At 42.8% G+C, this 16371-nt stretch carries 10 protein-coding genes; 8 read left to right on the plus strand and 2 right to left on the minus strand.

Features of this window, described 5'->3' with window-relative positions:
- Positions 1-250: 250 nt before the first annotated feature.
- Positions 251-2329 (minus strand): IPT/TIG domain-containing protein, encoded by a 2079-nt coding sequence (locus P2W71_RS08190; RefSeq protein WP_276369483.1) that lies wholly within the window; start codon positions 2327-2329, stop codon positions 251-253.
- Positions 2330-2655: 326 nt separating this feature from the next.
- Between P2W71_RS08190 and P2W71_RS08195 the strand changes: the two genes are divergently transcribed.
- The 6 genes from P2W71_RS08195 to P2W71_RS08220 all read left to right on the plus strand — a co-directional run bounded on the left by P2W71_RS08195 (position 2656) and on the right by P2W71_RS08220 (position 12842).
- Positions 2656-3303: a sigma-70 family RNA polymerase sigma factor gene (locus tag P2W71_RS08195; protein WP_276369485.1), complete on the plus strand. Its 648-nt coding sequence runs from the start codon at positions 2656-2658 to the stop codon at positions 3301-3303.
- 142 nt (positions 3304-3445) lie between these two features.
- Positions 3446-4486 (plus strand): FecR domain-containing protein, encoded by a 1041-nt coding sequence (locus P2W71_RS08200; RefSeq protein ID WP_276369487.1) that lies wholly within the window; start codon positions 3446-3448, stop codon positions 4484-4486.
- A 36-nt stretch (positions 4487-4522) separates the two neighbouring features.
- Positions 4523-8041, plus strand: coding sequence for a SusC/RagA family TonB-linked outer membrane protein (locus tag P2W71_RS08205; RefSeq protein WP_276369489.1), 3519 nt, complete (start codon positions 4523-4525; stop codon positions 8039-8041).
- Positions 8042-8058: 17 nt separating this feature from the next.
- The gene (locus tag P2W71_RS08210; RefSeq protein WP_276369492.1) at positions 8059-9597 is read left to right on the plus strand and encodes a SusD/RagB family nutrient-binding outer membrane lipoprotein; all 1539 of its coding nucleotides are present in this window, start codon (positions 8059-8061) and stop codon (positions 9595-9597) included.
- Positions 9598-9726: 129 nt separating this feature from the next.
- Positions 9727-10941, plus strand: coding sequence for an aminotransferase class V-fold PLP-dependent enzyme (locus P2W71_RS08215; protein WP_276369495.1), 1215 nt, complete (start codon positions 9727-9729; stop codon positions 10939-10941).
- 635 nt (positions 10942-11576) lie between these two features.
- A complete protein-coding gene (locus P2W71_RS08220; protein WP_276369497.1) occupies positions 11577-12842 on the plus strand; it encodes an amidohydrolase family protein in 1266 nt (421 codons plus the stop codon).
- Positions 12843-13134: 292 nt separating this feature from the next.
- On the opposite strand, the gene P2W71_RS08225 is transcribed toward P2W71_RS08220, so the two are convergent.
- Positions 13135-14142, minus strand: coding sequence for a kelch repeat-containing protein (locus P2W71_RS08225; protein WP_276369499.1), 1008 nt, complete (start codon positions 14140-14142; stop codon positions 13135-13137).
- A gap of 560 nt (positions 14143-14702) precedes the next feature.
- Here P2W71_RS08225 and P2W71_RS08230 point away from each other — a divergent pair.
- Positions 14703-14873: a hypothetical protein gene (locus tag P2W71_RS08230; RefSeq protein ID WP_276369501.1), complete on the plus strand. Its 171-nt coding sequence runs from the start codon at positions 14703-14705 to the stop codon at positions 14871-14873.
- Positions 14870-15709 carry a hypothetical protein gene (locus tag P2W71_RS08235; protein ID WP_276369503.1) on the plus strand — a complete coding sequence of 280 codons (840 nt, stop codon included), beginning with the start codon at positions 14870-14872 and terminating at the stop codon, positions 15707-15709. The genes P2W71_RS08230 and P2W71_RS08235 overlap by 4 nt, the downstream gene beginning before the upstream one ends.
- The last annotated feature ends 662 nt before the right edge of the window (positions 15710-16371 follow it).

Genomic DNA, 16371 nt, shown 5'->3' on the forward strand with positions numbered 1-16371 from the left:
CGGGGCTAGTCCTGCAAGGGGTGCTGTTCTCATGAGTCAACACCGTTGTGCGCGCATTCAACGTCCAGCTATTAAAAATTAAATAGATGCCGGAATTTATTAAAAACTGAAAGAGGTGTTTAATATTATCTTGTCTCGCTGAAGTAGGTTCTGTATTCAATGTAAAGGTCGGGCACCTGGGATTATCATAACGACGAATAACCGCTGTACTGGATTTTTCAGGTGAGTACGAAGCGATCTTTATTTTCATCTAGCCTCCACCACTTTCATCCATGGCAAACCTGGCGCCTGTCTCATCCGTTGGTGCATGCTTTGGGACTATTACTTCCCAGCGCAAGGTCTGTTTAAATGATCCTTGCTCGTTACAGAACCCCCACTGCCGGTCTACTGTTTTGGACCATTCGCCGGGACGAATATTGTAGTTCGGCGCGATGTCAAATGTGATCGCACCATCAACCTCATTGGTAGGAAAACCAAACCATGCGGAATACGCCATCTCAATTGGAATGACAGCTTCATCCATGTCCGGACACTGTACCCGCTCCTCCGCCATTAAAGGTATATCCTGAACATTGATCATGATATAGCTTAACTTTATCGACTTCATTTCTGGGCTCCAATTATACATGGCAAAGAGCGGAGGATTTGGATCACCTGGAATTTTGTAGTTGACTGTTCCGACTTTTGGAGTTGGCGACTCTGAAAGTTGGACACGACACCCGGTCATGTCACACACCGCGTACTTCCTTCCGGTGAGCGTGTAAACTGCTGAAGAACCTTTCGCATTGAAGATGAATCCACTTGAAGGAGAATAATCAGGATACGTTGGTTTTGTTGGTGTCTCCCCAATGCTTGACCTTCGTGGATGGATGTCTGCCCTAAGCCGAAGGTCACACACTCCTGCAAGCTTTATACCGTTGTCATCTGAAGCGTAGTTCAATTTGATAATCCACTCCGTCAGAGGAACAACATTGCTCCTTATACCTTGAGAAGAAGTAACAACAACATCACCCACCGAACCATTTCCTGTTTCTGGAATAATGCAAGTGACTCCGTTGGGTGACCATGAGGTAACGACTGCCGCTACATCATTCACCGTCACCTTGCCCTCGTCCCAAGGGAACAATCCCTCAATAGTTAAAGAGCTGGTATATTCATCGATTTTCATCGACTCGATTATTGGCCGAATCAGGACTTCGCGTTCCAGTGTTGTTTTATAGGTGAGTTGAACGCCACCGGACGCAACGCCAAGGCCTTCAGTTCGCATATCTGCAAACACTGGCGCTAGGTCGAAAGGCCGTTGAAATGGATCCTCTTGAGAAATACTCCCTCCGGCATTAGCGCCCAGCAACCTGTCAAAGAAAAATTGACTTGTGCGCACGTAATTGTCTGTCGGGCCGGTCCAACCTACGAGCGTAGCCATCTCGTTCGTTGCTTTCGCAATCATTCTATCGCGAAATGTTGCATTGCCTGGAATGGATTCATTAAATCCATTGCAAGCATCCAGATAGATAAAGCAGTTTTCCCCGAAGCTCATGTACTCCCTAACAAAGGAAGATGTAATAGCATAATGGAACTCACATGCTTTTGTGTCGTTCGTAGCAAACATGTAACAGATTAAACGATTATTGAGATCGTCTTTGTAAAGCTGGTCGCGTTCGTCTGTAACAAGTTGTGTGGTCCACAGTGCCATAATGGATTGTGTTCCTCCTTTTCGATTGAGTTGGCCTGCACCTCCGTGTGTATTAATATAAAAGACTGCATCACCGGAAACTGCTTTCAAATTTTCGATGGTAGCGTCCTTTACTTCGACCTGATACCCAGCATCCGCCTCTGCGAAAATACTTTTCAGGCTGCCCACGTTATTGTGAAAGAGTTTACCCAATCCGTTGAACAAGCTCACCTTTTTTGTTTTAGGGATGTCTTCAGTGCGCCCCGTTGAATGATTGGCCTGGTACTGCGTTGGGGAACGACCACCGACAGAAGCCCGTCCTCCAACATGTTCGTCCACGGGAGTATTTACAAAGAGCACAACGCGGCCATCAACAAAAATGGCGTAGAGATCTTCTCCCGCAAATCCAAAAGAATCGAACGCTGGTTGTGTTGCCAACCATGATAGGAAAGTTATGCGATCTTCAAGACCTTCAAGATTATTTAGCTCAGCAGACTTTTTCTTGCACGCTTCGAATACTGCCATCCGTTCTTCGATTGTGATGATTGTGTCTCTTGTACCTGTGGGCGGAGTTATTTCTTCTGATCCAGAGCATGCGATCAAAACAGCTCCGATCGATATCAGCAACAAAGATGAAGTAGAAAGGATCTTTTTCATGACGAGATTTCGATTAAGAAAAAACGATTACGGGAAGATCTGATCCTTATGAAATTTACGATTTCCAATGGTCAAACGAAATCACCAAGAATAGGTATTTTTTTGTAACAGAAATTCCTGTTGGTCACCATACGCGGGCCTGAGCAGAAAATTGATATATGCGACAATCGAATGCGCCTACTCATAAACATAGAATTTCATCGTACGGATACGGTTCCAGCGTTACTGGAATTGTCAGGCTAAAGTATGATTGTATTACATCCTTCCGCTAGTCCGCGATTTTTTTTGAAGTTATAATTCCGGAAAGTTTTACATTTAGTTAACATATGGATAATAAACAGGAGCAACATATCCTACTTTGGAAGTCCTTTAAAAGTGGCGACTGGGAAGCATATACTAGTTTATATCATGCATACTACCGATCGCTTAACAACTATGGACACAAGTTTACTAAAGACTTAAACCTTATCGAAGATGCAATCCATGATCTATTTGTATCGTTGTGGACAAACCGTGACAATCTTGGAAATCCTATCTCGGTAAAGAATTATCTCTACAAGTCTTTTCGTAACACGCTCTTTAGAAAAATTAAAGCTGAATCGCGATTCTTTGATTTGCAGGATGATAACTCAATTCCATTTGAAATCTCATACGACCAGCAGTTGGTTCTTGATGAGGATGAAAACAGATTGCAGCAAACAATAAAAGACGTACTCTATAAATTGCCTGCACGGCAACAGGAGATTATTTACCTTCGTTTTTATGACGGCCTTTCATACGAAGAAATTGCCGAGGTAATGTGTATACATGTTAGTTCTACCTACAAGCTATTGTATAAAGCACTAGAGAATTTACAGCAATCGTTAACCATCGTGAGCATTGGAATCGTGGATGTTCTTGTAAAAATATTAAATGGCCGGACCGACCTCGCCACACCTTCTGCCTCAAACGTATATCCGCCAGATTTTTATTGATCGGAAATGTTTTCTATCGACAACGTTTGTTTCAATCGTCTTCTCTCCCATAAAATATTATTTTTAAAATAATCTAAAAACCGAGGGATAATTCTGCGCCTTCCATGCTATTAGGTATGAGTGTAACAGACTTCATACCTTAATGAGCAACCAAAACTACGCACAATACACACTAACTGATTTTTTAGAAGACGATTCCTTTATACAATGGGTCATCAATGGCGATGCAAAGTCCAACGTTTTCTGGCAATCTTTTTTGATTAGCTATCCGGAAAAGGACAAGGTTGTTCAAGAAGCCGCATCGATTATTCGCGTGTACCGTAAGCAGGTGATCTTTACAAATGACGATCATCGCGAAAAAGTTTGGAATAGAATCGATGCGTCAATTCCAAAGCGGACGGTTTCTCCGACAAAGACTTTCAGACTGCCGCTTTATTTCAAAGTTGCAGCGTCAATAGCCATTTTAATCGCGTGTAGTGTTATGCTATGGACGCTGAAAAACAATCACACCACAGTTGTAACAACATCCTATGGCGAGGTAAAAGCGGTCACCCTTCCTGATCAGTCAATAGTAATGCTTAATGGCAATTCCACGCTCACCTATGAGGATTCATGGGATAACAGGGCAGCGAGGGAAGTTTGGATTAAAGGTGAGGCATACTTTGATATCAGACATTTGAATCAGGACACCGCATTTGTAATGCCTTCAGAGCGATTCATTGTTCATGGGAACGGCATTGACATTCGTGTATTGGGAACTTCATTTAACGTGAAGAGCCGCCGAAATAAAACAAACATCGCATTGCTCAGCGGAAAAATTGAAGTGAGTTATGCAGACTCAGCATCGGTGCCATCCGGCGGGCTTGTTATGATGCCAGGCGACTATGTTGAATATTCCGGACAAAAATTGCTGATAAAGAAAAAGTTATTGAGGCCACACAAAGCAGCGACCTGGACAGTTCGCGAGATAACATTTACAGATCCTTCACTGAATGATATTATGGAAACACTACAGGATAACTACGGCTATGCAATAAATGTGGAAGATAAAGACATGATGGATATGAAGATTGAGGGAGAAATCAGCGTAACGAGCATACAGGAATTGCTGTCACTGGTTTCTACAACGCTAAGCATACGCGTCGAGGAATCTGGAAAGGAAATCATTATCACGCGAAAATAGATTTAAAGAAAGCCTAATATCCCTAATCAATAACCTATGAAAAAATTCGACTATGCTATGATGTTACGAAGTTGTTTTCTTCTGATGGTGGCACTTAGTTTTCCACCCGGCTCCTATGCCCAACAATATGCCAGCGCGTCTGGCAATGTAAGGGGAGAGCTCCATCGATCTTCTCCCCAGATAAGCCATACTTCGGATGATGGCATGTTAAGTCTGAAAGAGGCCTTACAATTAATTAAAGAGCAATACCATGTAAAATTTGCTTATAAAGAAGGCCTATTAGATGGCGAGAGAGTTTCTCAGACGTTGCTTCATAATGGAACTAATTCGCTTGAAAGGCTACTGTCACAACTCCTGGAAAAGTCACGGCTTGATTATAAGCGAATTAATAAAAAACAGTTTACAATTTTCCTGAACATAAATAAACCGTATCTGAAAGCAGTTACACCTGCAGGTAGCAGTGATTCAACAGCCTTACATATAAGGTATGTACGCGATGCTTCTGTTCTCGATGTCAGTGGAACTGTCACATCCCAGGATGATGGATTACCATTACCGGGGGTTAACGTAGTATTTAAAGGAACATCAACCGGTACGACTACAGATTCGGATGGAAAATATTCCCTTACAATTCCGGATGGCGGTGGTGTTCTGGTATTTTCTTTTATTGGATATGCAACGCAGGAAATTACCGTTTCAAGCCAAACGACAATTGACGTGGTGCTGGCACAAGAAGCCCAATCGCTTAGCGAGGTAGTTGTAACAGCGCTCGGTATTTCAAAGGAGAAGAAAGCGTTGGCCTATGCGGTGAGTGAGGTTAAGGGAAGTGAATTTACGCAAGCACGTGAAACCAATGTTGCCAATGCCCTTGCTGGTAAAATTGCCGGCGTCAATGCAACGGGTATGGCTACCGGCCCCGGTGGGTCTAGCCGCATTGTCATTCGTGGAAATGGTTCACTGAATGGAAATAACCAACCGTTGTATGTTATCAACGGTATGCCTATGGATAACAGTGTGCCCGGCGGTAGCAATCAGTCGGCCGGAGAAGGTAACAATGTTGACCGTGGTGATGGAATTGGTGGTATCAACCCGGATGATATCGAGTCCATAAGTGTATTAAAGGGTGGGCCGGCTGCGGCATTGTATGGTGCCCGTGCTTCCAACGGTGTTATTTTAATTACGACAAAAAAAGGTAAGGCGCAAAAAGGTATCGGGGTGGAAATTAATAGCAATGTTACCTTCGAAGACATCGCCATTATTCCTGATTGGCAATATGAATACGGACAAGGTACAGATGGCGTTAAGCCCACTACTCAAACACAGGCGAAGAGCTCAGGCAGATTATCCTATGGTGCAAAAATGGATGGTCAGCCTTACATTCAATTTGACGGACAAATGCGTCCATATTCTCCGCAGAAAAACAACTTAAAAAATTTCTATAGAACTGGCGCCAACTTCATTAATTCAATAGCATTCATCGGCGGTAATGAAGTGGTGAATTTTCGATTTGGATTGAACAATACAAGTTCGAAGAGTATTGTGCCAAACTCATCATTCAATAGAAGGATTGCCAATTTGAATTTGAATGCTTACCTGGGAAAGAAATTAAGCATTGAAACTGTTGTTCAGTACAACATCGAGAATGGCGATAACAGGCCAAAGGTAGGCTACGCTGATCAAAACTCGCATTGGGCAACATACCTCGTTGCCAATACAGTGGACATTAGAAGTCTCGCGCCCGGATATGATCCGGTAACTGGAAAGGAAGTAGAATGGAATCCTGTTCCGGCTGCACCCAATCCTTATTTTGTGATCAATAAGTTTCAAAACTCAGACAAGAAAAACCGCTTTCTCGGGCAGGCTAGTATAAAATATGACATAACTGAGAAACTGTTTATCAAGGGTAGCGCAAGTCAGGATTATTATAATTTTCAATCCGAATTTATTCAACCTACCGGAAACGCTTTTGCTCCCTTGGGCACTTATGAGAGTAGAAGGGTTATTTCATCGGAAACCAACGGTATGGTTACCGTGAATTACAATACTGACCTACTCGAGATATTAAGCTTTTCTGCAATGGTGGGTGGAAACATGCAACGGAATATTTATGATCAGACGGCCATAGACGGAGCCGAATTTACCATCCCTTATTTTTATAGCTACACCAATCTTGCTACTACCACGACACGGCCCACTTATTCAAAAAGTGGAATCAATTCGCTTTTTGCCTCCGTTGACCTCGGTTATAAAGGATTTGTATATCTGACAATGTCAGGTAGACAGGATTGGTTCTCTGTCCTTAATAAAAACAGCAACAGCATCTTTTACCCAGCCATTGGCGGGACGTTCGTCATCTCCGATGCCTTTGACCTGCCAAGGGTATTCAGCTTTGCCAAACTACGTGGCTCATGGGCGCAGGTGGGTGGCGCAACGGTATCACCATATCAAATATCACAGACCTATACGATGGTTCAGGGCGGTCACAATGGAAGGCCTGTGCAGGCGCTAACTACGGATGCTTCCAACATTACGGTTGTGCCAAATCCGGATTTGCGGCCTTTGACATCAACTACGTATGAAGCAGGTATCGAAGCAGGCTTCCTCGATAATCGCGTCGGATTTGATGTTACGCTATACAATCGTAAAACAACGGATGATATTGTGCAGAGCAATATTGCACTTTCTTCGGGGTATACTGCTGCGTTGTTAAACGTGGGCGAACTTAGTAACAAAGGCGTGGAAGTACTGGTAACGGGTACCCCTGTAAGAAAGGCACAATTCGACTGGGAGGTGAGTTACAACGTAGCGTACAATGAAAGTAAAGTTGTAAAACTCGCGGACGGGATCGATAATCTTACCGTTGGAAATGGAGTAGGAGGCGGTACCATACGCAATGCTGTTGGGGGTACCTACGGTGAAGTATGGGGTTATCGCAAGTTGACAGATGAAAATGGTCAGGTTGTGTTTAATACGGCAAGCGGTTATGCAATCAGGGGGCCACTCGAAAGAATCGGAAATGGAATTCCTCCTTTAACCATGGGTATTACCAACAATTTCAGGTATAAAAGTTTTTCGTTGAACATCCTCATCGACGGAAAATTCGGGAGCGTTGTATACTCAAATCTTTACCAGTATGCCTACCGTTTCGGATTGCCGAAAGAAACGTTGCCAGGTCGCGAGACGGGCCTGACAGTAACAGGTGTAACGCCTACCGGCGACTCATTCAGCAAAACATGGACAAAAGAGGACATTGATACGTACTACGATAATGATAAAAACTACACCGCTATGTTTACGTTCGACAACGACTTCATCAAGCTTCGGCAGGTTATTTTAACGTACAACATCCCTGTTCAAAAAGTTTCGTTTTTAAAGTGGGCACAAGCTGCCTCAATTTCTCTGGTGGGGCGTAATCTCTTGCTGTTGTATAAAGACAAGAAGAATGATTATTTCGATCCCGAGTCGAGCTACACCAATGGCAATGCACAAGGTCTGGAGGCATTTGGAGTACCTAGAACGAGAAGTCTAGGGGCGAATCTTATGGTGAAATTCTAATTTAAAATTCTTGAGATATGAACAAGTTTATAAAAATATTATGTCTGGTTCCGATGAGCATACTGCTCGCATCTTGTGATAACGGATTTGAAGAGATGAACGTAAATCCAAATGCATCGACCGAGGTGGTCCCAGGCTTTCTTTTTACAAATGCGCAGTTGAGCACTGTTAATGTAAACTTTACAGGTTCGGCTTACCTGACAATCGGCCAGTCAATGCAACATTTTGCAACTTATAAAGAAGTACCGGCTGCGGGTGATAAATATTTCAACTTCAGCTATTCAACGGGAGCCTGGAATGCATACTCTGGAGCAGTTATTCAAATACAACAAGTGATTGATGCAGTGTCTGAAAATCCAATTGACATCAATAAACTGTCGGTAGCCAGAATATGGAAAGCGTATCTGTTTCACCGGCTCACAGATTTATATGGAGATGTACCATACCGGGAGGCAGGAAAAGCACTAACGGAAAAGAACTACACACCTAAATATGACCTGCAATCTGAAATTTATGCAGACATGCTGAGTGAACTTGAAGAAGCTGCAAGCGCATTTGATGACGCTCAGCCTACATTTGGAAATGCTGATTTAATCTATGGAGGAAATATTTCTAAGTGGAAAAAATTTGCATACTCGTTGATGTTGCGTCTCGGAATGCGTTTGTCTGAAGTTGATCCCGGCGCGGCGAAAAACTGGGTTGAAAAAGCAATTGCAGGTGGCGTGATTACTGACGATTCAGACATTGCTGTTATCAATTATGTGGATGGTTCTCAAACTATTAGCCGGAATTTTATTGCGAGTGGTTTATTGGCTACAGACTATATCACACCTGGAGGTGATAATGTCGAGGGAGGAAAATTAGCAAAAACGTTGATCGATCACCTGAAGAACACCGCTGATCCCCGGTTGAATGTGATTTCAATAGTTTGGATTCCTTCCGGTTCTACTTTTGTTGCAGATACAAGCACAGCATTGCAAAAAGGAATGCCTAACGCAGCATTCAATTCACTTCCCGCTGAGTTCAACTCGTTTTCGGAACCGAATCCAAATACAATCCTGAAATATAATGCTCCTTTATTAGTATTCACCAATGCTGAAGTACACCTGCTTCTGGCAGAGGCGGCATTGAGAAATTGGTATTCAGGCAGCACGGCAGAAGCGTCGTATATGCAGGCCGTTACGTCAGGGATGAAACAGTGGTCTTTATTTGGAGGTGCTGGTGTGATCTCGGACGATAAAATTGCTAAATATCTAGCCGCTAATCCATACAAAACCGCAGGTACCTTCAATGAACAGATGGAACAAATCCAGACTCAGAAATGGGTAACATTATTTCTGGAAGATGAATACGAGATATTTTCCAATTGGCGGCGCACGGGATATCCTGATCTAACGCCGACTAACTATCCAGGAAACTTAACAGGCGGCAAAATTCCAACGCGTTTTGTTGTGCCTGATTCTGAAGGAATATATAACACGGATAATTTTAATGAAGCGGTAGACAGGCAAGGTGGAACCAATACACTCTCCAGTGTTGTGTGGTGGGATAAGTAAAAATGAATAATGTATTTCCTTTCGGGATCGATGACCCAGGTCACTGCTGCACGACAGTGAAATGGAATACATTTTAAACGAAAAGACTTTAAGCTTCAACAGCTAACTTTTTTATTCTTTAAGTTTCATATGATCAATCGAAGACAACTAATCCAGCGACTATCTGCATTTCCATTTTTAGGAGGTTTAATGGCAACTCCTTCGACTATCTCGGCTGGTGTAGCAAAAGCACCGAAGCGCGATTTATTTAAAGAATTAGGTGTGCGTACATTTATAAACGCTGCTGGTACCTTAACCTACATGACAGGCTCATTGATGCACGAAGAAGTTTTGGATACCATCAATAATGCGGCGAAAGAATTTTGTATGCTGGATGAATTGCAGGATAAGGTGGGAGAAAAAATTGCCAGTTTGGTTCATTCGGAAGCCGCCGTTGTAACATCAGGGGCTTTCTCTGGGATGACGTTAGGATTAGCTGGGATTCTTACTGGGATGGATGAAAAAAAAGTGAAGGCCCTGCCACATCTTGAATACACGGGCATGAAGTCGGAGGTTATTTGCCAGGCAAGCCATGATATTGTATACAATCAAGCGTTAACAAACACAGGGTGCAAAATCGTCAGGGTTGAAACTGCAGAAGATGTAGCAAAAGCGGTAAACGAAAGAACGGCGTTAATGCATTTTTTGCACATAGAATCGGACAAAGGCAAAATTCAGCACGAAGAATGGGTTGCACTGGGAAAGACTCACGGTATTCCAACGTCTATCGACATCGCTGCTGACGTTCCGCCCGTATCTAATCTTTGGCGCTTCAATGACATGGGGTTTGATTTCGTTGTGATCTCAGGCGGTAAGGCTATTCGCGGCCCGCAAAGTGCTGGTTTGCTTATGGGCAAAAAAGATATTATCGCCGCGGCGCGTTTATCCATGCCACCCCGTGGATTCAATATTGGACGCGGAATGAAAATAAACAAGGAAGAAATTCTGGGTATGTATGTGGCTTTGGAAAAATATATCAACCAGGATCATGACAAAGAATGGAAGGAGTGGGAAACACGAATCGCGTTGATAAAAAATGCGGTTAGCACAATTCAAGGCATCACCACGGAGATTAAGATTCCTCCACTAGGCAATCATACACCGACACTTCATGTTTCGTGGGATACCGATAAGATCAAAATAACAGATAAACAATTACGCGAAGCGTTACGCAATGGGAATCCATCTATTGAATTGGGCGGAGGAACAGCCAATAGCGTAAGCGTTACCGCATTCATGCTTAAACCCGGACAAGAAAAGATTGTTGCTACGCGATTGAAGGAAGCGTTATCAATGGTACGCTGAGCCCTGCAAAAGTGATCGACCCACGGACACGTCTAAACTAAAAAAGAAAACCTCCTCCTGGAGGCGCTACGGGTGCACCCTCTCATCAGAAACTAAAAGCCTTCATCATCTGAAGGCTTTTAGTTAATTTTTTTATTCTATGTACCTGGCGGTTCCACAATATTGAACCATTTTCCGGACGACCCGGCCACATTCGGAAGTTTAGTCAATCCTTGAGAAAACTATTACAACATTTCGGTGCAGTTAAAATTTCTGGAAGCCTCAGAATCCCCCATTCATTTCAGATTTATTAGGAGATCATAAGGACAAATTTTGGCCAAGCAAAATGTGAGAACGCGCGATCTCATAAGAAGATTCAGAGATGCAGTTAAAAGAAGCTTCTCGAGTATAAAGTATTGAGTCTACCGGAAATAATGTGAATTAAAAGTTAAATGGTATTGTGTACGAGTTCTTGTTGTCATCTCACCCAAAAGGGTCATTGCATAACCATATATAAGGTGTTTGATTTGCATGCATGTTTAAAATACGAAACGGACTGCGGCTGGTATACTAACAGTTGTGCAGCGTGGCCGTGATTTTATTGCATTTATTGGATCGGAGAGTTTAAGAACTATAAATTTAAAACACTGGCAATTATGCGTACCACGGCTAAACCTCAAAAGAAGTACGTAAAGGATAATTCTATTAATACTCAAAACTTGACGTTTAAAGCCATTGACAGAAGAAGTGCTTTAAAAAAATTATCCTCGCTCGCTACAGCGGCCACACTGCCAGTCTTTGGGCAAGCAAAAGACGTCGAGTCGCAAAAAGCTTTATCGAATGTTGCCCCTAACCAACGCCTGCGTAAAATTGCTACTGAAGAAGCTTTCAATATTCCTGAAATAGCTGAAGCCATAGCGAATGTTGTGCGAAAGGGAGGAACAAACCTGGATCTACTTCTTTTAAAGCAGATCTACGATGCTCCACAAACTGTAACACCAGTATCTCCATCGCCAGGGAGTGCGGTTACGGATAGAGACCGTGCCGCTCTAAGTCTACTACCGAAACTTCTTGATTTGAACGAGATAAGGCGAGCTGACATGGATATTAATGGTGTTGACATCCACGTTCTCTCTCTGGCTATGCCCGGCGTACAAATATTTGAACGTACGAAAGCGATGGAATTGGCCCGCCTTTCAAATAATCGCTTGGCCGAAGCGGTTCGCCGCTATCCTAAGCGATTTGCTGGCCTTGCTACTTTTGCCCCTCAGGATCCAAACACAGCAGCAAAAGAAATGGAAAGGGCAATTAATGAACTAAAGCTCAATGGCTTTATTGTTAATTCTCATACTGACAATGCTTACCTTGATGACCCTCGATTTTGGCCGATCTTGGAGGCTGCCGAAGCTCTAGGCGCCCCGTTGTATATTCATCCGCGGGCACCTTCTGATGGTATGGCTGCTCCTTTTCGTGACTACCGTTTGGAAGGAGCAGTTTGGGGTTATGGTCTTGAAACCAGTACACATATTCTGCGTCTGATATTCAGCGGCGTTTTAGACCGCTTTCCGAAGCTTCAAATCGTTATTGGGCATATGGGTGAGGCCTTGCCTTTCTGGTTATGGAGGCTCGACTTCATGGGTGCACCCGGTGCTCGTGCAGGTCGCAAAAATACGCTTAAACCAAGCGAATATTTTCAACGTAACATAACCATTACAACGAGTGGTGTTGAAGACCCGATGGCTCTTCGCTACTGCATTGACAAAATCGGAGTTGATCGTATTATGTGGGCCATTGATTATCCTTTTCAGCCCACTGAGCCGGCTGTCGCGTTTATTGAATCAGCACCGCTTTCCGAAACAGAACGAGCTAAAATTGCCTATGGAAATGCAGAACGTATTTTCAAGATCAAATCGGTCGAGTAGGCGTTACGACCATTTGTGCGAGAGAGGAAAGCAGAAGGATTGCCAAAGTTCTAAGTATTCCAAGGAGTCGATCCGCTAAGAATTATTTTGGTCCATCAAATATCGCTAGCAAAAATAAAAGGGACACAATTGTAAAATCAGTCCTAGTGATAGCAATTTGGTCGGAATCGAACCGTCGCATTGGGGGGTATCACGCTAGAGGTCCTGAATATCGAACTGTTTTTTGGAAGGACAACAGCAGTTTATCCGATAACATTGCAAAGAATGCAATTGTGGCGGCGAAGATATCTCTTCAATGATTATTCTCTACCCTTAGAATTTTCTGATATGGAATTGCACACGACCAATGATTATCACGGAATATCCAGGTATCACCGAAAACATGATCTCCATTGTGCCCGCCAAACAAAACATGACGCTTATTTTTTTTATCATAAACCATTGCATGGTGGTTTCTTGCGGGGGGAGAAAGAACAACGTTTAATTGAACCCAGGATTTATTGAAGATCCAGGTTTGATTATTTCTCTCCTTACCATTCCATCCTCCAAAGCGAACAATGAATTCAAGATTGCTGTCATAACTCATTAAGGAATTGAAAAAATATGGTGTGTTGACATCTATCCCCTTCCATTCATTATTTTCAAATTTCCAAGTAGAAAATATCTGTTTCGGATCTAAATCTCTCGGGATATTTCCTCCATACATGTAAATAATTTTGTCATGCTCATGATAAACCATTGTTGTACCATTCGATGAGAACGTTCCTTTTTCCGTGAGTTTTCGCCACTTATTATTTTCGAACACCCATGTATCGTAGAGTCGGACAGTTTGGTTATTCTTATCAAAGCGATAACCGCCATATAAAACACAACGTTTTCTTTCTTTGTCGTATTCGATGGACGCTTCAGCTCTTGGCGAAGGCTGTTGGCTTACCTGAATTTTATTCCATTTGTAATCTTTCCATTCCCAAGTGTCATTGAGAAATGCTGATGAATCTTTGGAGGCGCCAAAGAGCACTTTGTTACCGCCAAAAATAATTATGCGATTTTGATCAGGATCATATGTCATTGCAGGAAAGGTTCGTGGGGAAGGTCCATCGCTTGTAATTTTTTCCCAGTGATTCTGATTCAACATCCACAAATCACCAAGTACTTCCCGTTCATTAGCACCTCCAAATAAAAAAACTTTACCTATTCTTTCATGAAATATCATTCTATGACCATTTCTAACACCAGGATGTTCCTCCCCCGGCCAAAAATTTAGCCACAAGAAGATTTGAATAAAACAAAGTAGTTTCATGCACTTTAGCAGATGCATTAATTTAAAATTTTTAAGTCTTAAAAAAATCACCCAACTGGGAAATGAACCGTGATAGTTGAGGTCTTAATGCGCAGCATTTGCCAGGCTGCATAATATTTTGCACCTCTCGCTTTACCCAGACCTACGACTGGTTTAGCAGGTAAGACTGCTGCCGACCGACATAGCGTAATTTCTTTGAAGGCTCCGAATTGCATAACCATAATACACAACAGTAAAAATAAACTACACTGGACGTCCCGAATATCGAACAGTTTTATAAGAGATTTGAATGGCATTGAGGATGTATGGAAAGATTACGTCACTCGTTCTTAAGACTTATATTGAACGGTATCCGGGAGGCACGCCAGGCATGATTACTCACAATGATTCATGTCAAAAGTAAAGCAAAGGGCTGCAGCAATAACATATGATGCATCGAGATCGATGCTCTTGGCAAAGTTGACAAGCCAGTAAGAAATCCATAGATAGTTTACCGCTAGGTCTATCACGACTTTTTGGAGTAAGAGCTAAAATCTAAGCAAGCAAGTTTGTTGAAGATTATGGAATTCCATCCCCAGGATGGGGCTTGGTGCCGGCATTATTCACAGCAGCACTACCATCCAGACATTCCTGTCAATACCATACTGCTTGGAAAAGCTATCATTACCCAATGGACACTTGGTGCAGCTTTTGCTCCAAAAATTTTAACAAAATTATTTAATGGTATATGAAATATATATTTACGCTCATTGCTTACGCCATTGTACTAACCTGCAACGCGCAACATCACAAGTACCACCATCAAAAAAAATACGACTTTAGCAACGTAGATCCTGCCACTATTGATAAGGAAGAACTTAATAAAAAAGTGGAAAATGCCAGAGTCAGTTCAGGGTATGATTCGTTGAAGGCGCTTGAGCATTATGTCCAAACAACGGACGAAAATCAGTTTGCTACGCTAGCCATAGGCTATCAACACGCCTTTGCATCGTTTGACAATCTTCGGCGGGAACTTAGTCCCCTTGGATTCAACAACATTAAGGAAGACATGAGCAATTTCGTGGTCTCGCTCGATTTGTATAAAAATCGTTTTATGATGTCCTATATTTTTACGCCCGGTTTCAGAAATCTTTCATCAAATGAAAACTATGAATTGAGGACCCGTAGGCGAGCATTCGAGGCAGGGATTGGTTATGACCTCATCGGAAACAAACATATCGACCTCTTCCCACAGGTATCGATCGGTTTTCAGGATTTTAACCTGCGTGTCGAGCAAAAAAATATAAATGTTACCGACATACCGGGCCTGTTAGACGAAATGGTGAACACATCGATGAGGAAAAGAGCTTTCATATTCACGTATGGAGGTGAATTCGATTACAAGTTTTATACGAAAGATCGTGGTCGCATTATTTTGGGTGTGCGCTATGCGCAAGTAGTAGAACCTGGTGACGGTCGCGTGAGAGTTAATGGAAAAAAATCTGACTTGAAGGTCGACGACACTATCGCTACCTCAACGATGTCGGTCGTGATCAAAATGGTTCCCGGCGGTCGTCATGTCAGGTGAGTCGCTTAATTTGCTGCGTCAAAAATTTAATTTTGAAACACCTTGTTGAAAGCCTCGGGTATGGAGAAAGGTTAGAGGGCGGACAGTGTTTCATGCATCAAGAATCGGTGGATCTGTTCGGTAGATTCGGTATTTCTTCGGAAAAAAGCCCTTTTAGCGCAGGTTTACCGAAGGCTGAACGAGCCTTAACCGAAGGCCAAGGCTCGGAACACGCTAGAATGTCGATCCGGTGTCCCGATACGAAAAAACCTTTACACTTTGAGATAATCCGGCGCTGGCTTTACTGAGTAGAGCGTTGGTCCGGCTGCGGCTATACAAATTGATAGGTTAATGGAGATGTATTTTTTAAATCATGAAAAATTGATTGTTGTTGTCGATGTTGGAATGTGGTAACTCGCGGTGGAAGTACAACAGTTTGTGCAACACTTTCCGCGGAGTTACCTAAAAACTTTCCGATTGTTCTGCAAAAGAATTGACGCTGAAGCAGGGGTACAAAGTGGATGGCTTGTAATGGCCAGATAATAAGTACCAAAGGAGGGTCGCGATAGCTATCGTGACGAACCCTCACATCCGAAGATACACGATTTTGTCCCGATAACTATCAGGACGTGCGCTAACTATTAATGACGAGAGTCTTTGGTGCAGTCAACCAATATTGATAT

This window comes from Chryseolinea sp. H1M3-3, assembly GCF_029360725.1.
Taxonomy (GTDB): Bacteria; Bacteroidota; Bacteroidia; order Cytophagales; family Cyclobacteriaceae; genus Chryseolinea.

What these genes read in the sequence shown, in the direction of transcription:
- P2W71_RS08235 (WP_276369503.1), top strand. Translation starts at nt 14,870, where the DNA reads ATGAAATATATATTTACGCTCATTGCTTACGCCATTGTACTAACCTGC.
- P2W71_RS08190 (WP_276369483.1), bottom strand. Translation starts at nt 2,329, where the DNA reads ATGAAAAAGATCCTTTCTACTTCATCTTTGTTGCTGATATCGATCGGA.
- P2W71_RS08210 (WP_276369492.1), top strand. Translation starts at nt 8,059, where the DNA reads ATGAACAAGTTTATAAAAATATTATGTCTGGTTCCGATGAGCATACTG.
- P2W71_RS08200 (WP_276369487.1), top strand. Translation starts at nt 3,446, where the DNA reads ATGAGCAACCAAAACTACGCACAATACACACTAACTGATTTTTTAGAA.
- P2W71_RS08230 (WP_276369501.1), top strand. Translation starts at nt 14,703, where the DNA reads ATGGAATTCCATCCCCAGGATGGGGCTTGGTGCCGGCATTATTCACAG.
- P2W71_RS08225 (WP_276369499.1), bottom strand. Translation starts at nt 14,142, where the DNA reads ATGAAACTACTTTGTTTTATTCAAATCTTCTTGTGGCTAAATTTTTGG.
- P2W71_RS08215 (WP_276369495.1), top strand. Translation starts at nt 9,727, where the DNA reads ATGATCAATCGAAGACAACTAATCCAGCGACTATCTGCATTTCCATTT.
- P2W71_RS08195 (WP_276369485.1), top strand. Translation starts at nt 2,656, where the DNA reads ATGGATAATAAACAGGAGCAACATATCCTACTTTGGAAGTCCTTTAAA.
- P2W71_RS08205 (WP_276369489.1), top strand. Translation starts at nt 4,523, where the DNA reads ATGAAAAAATTCGACTATGCTATGATGTTACGAAGTTGTTTTCTTCTG.
- P2W71_RS08220 (WP_276369497.1), top strand. Translation starts at nt 11,577, where the DNA reads ATGCGTACCACGGCTAAACCTCAAAAGAAGTACGTAAAGGATAATTCT.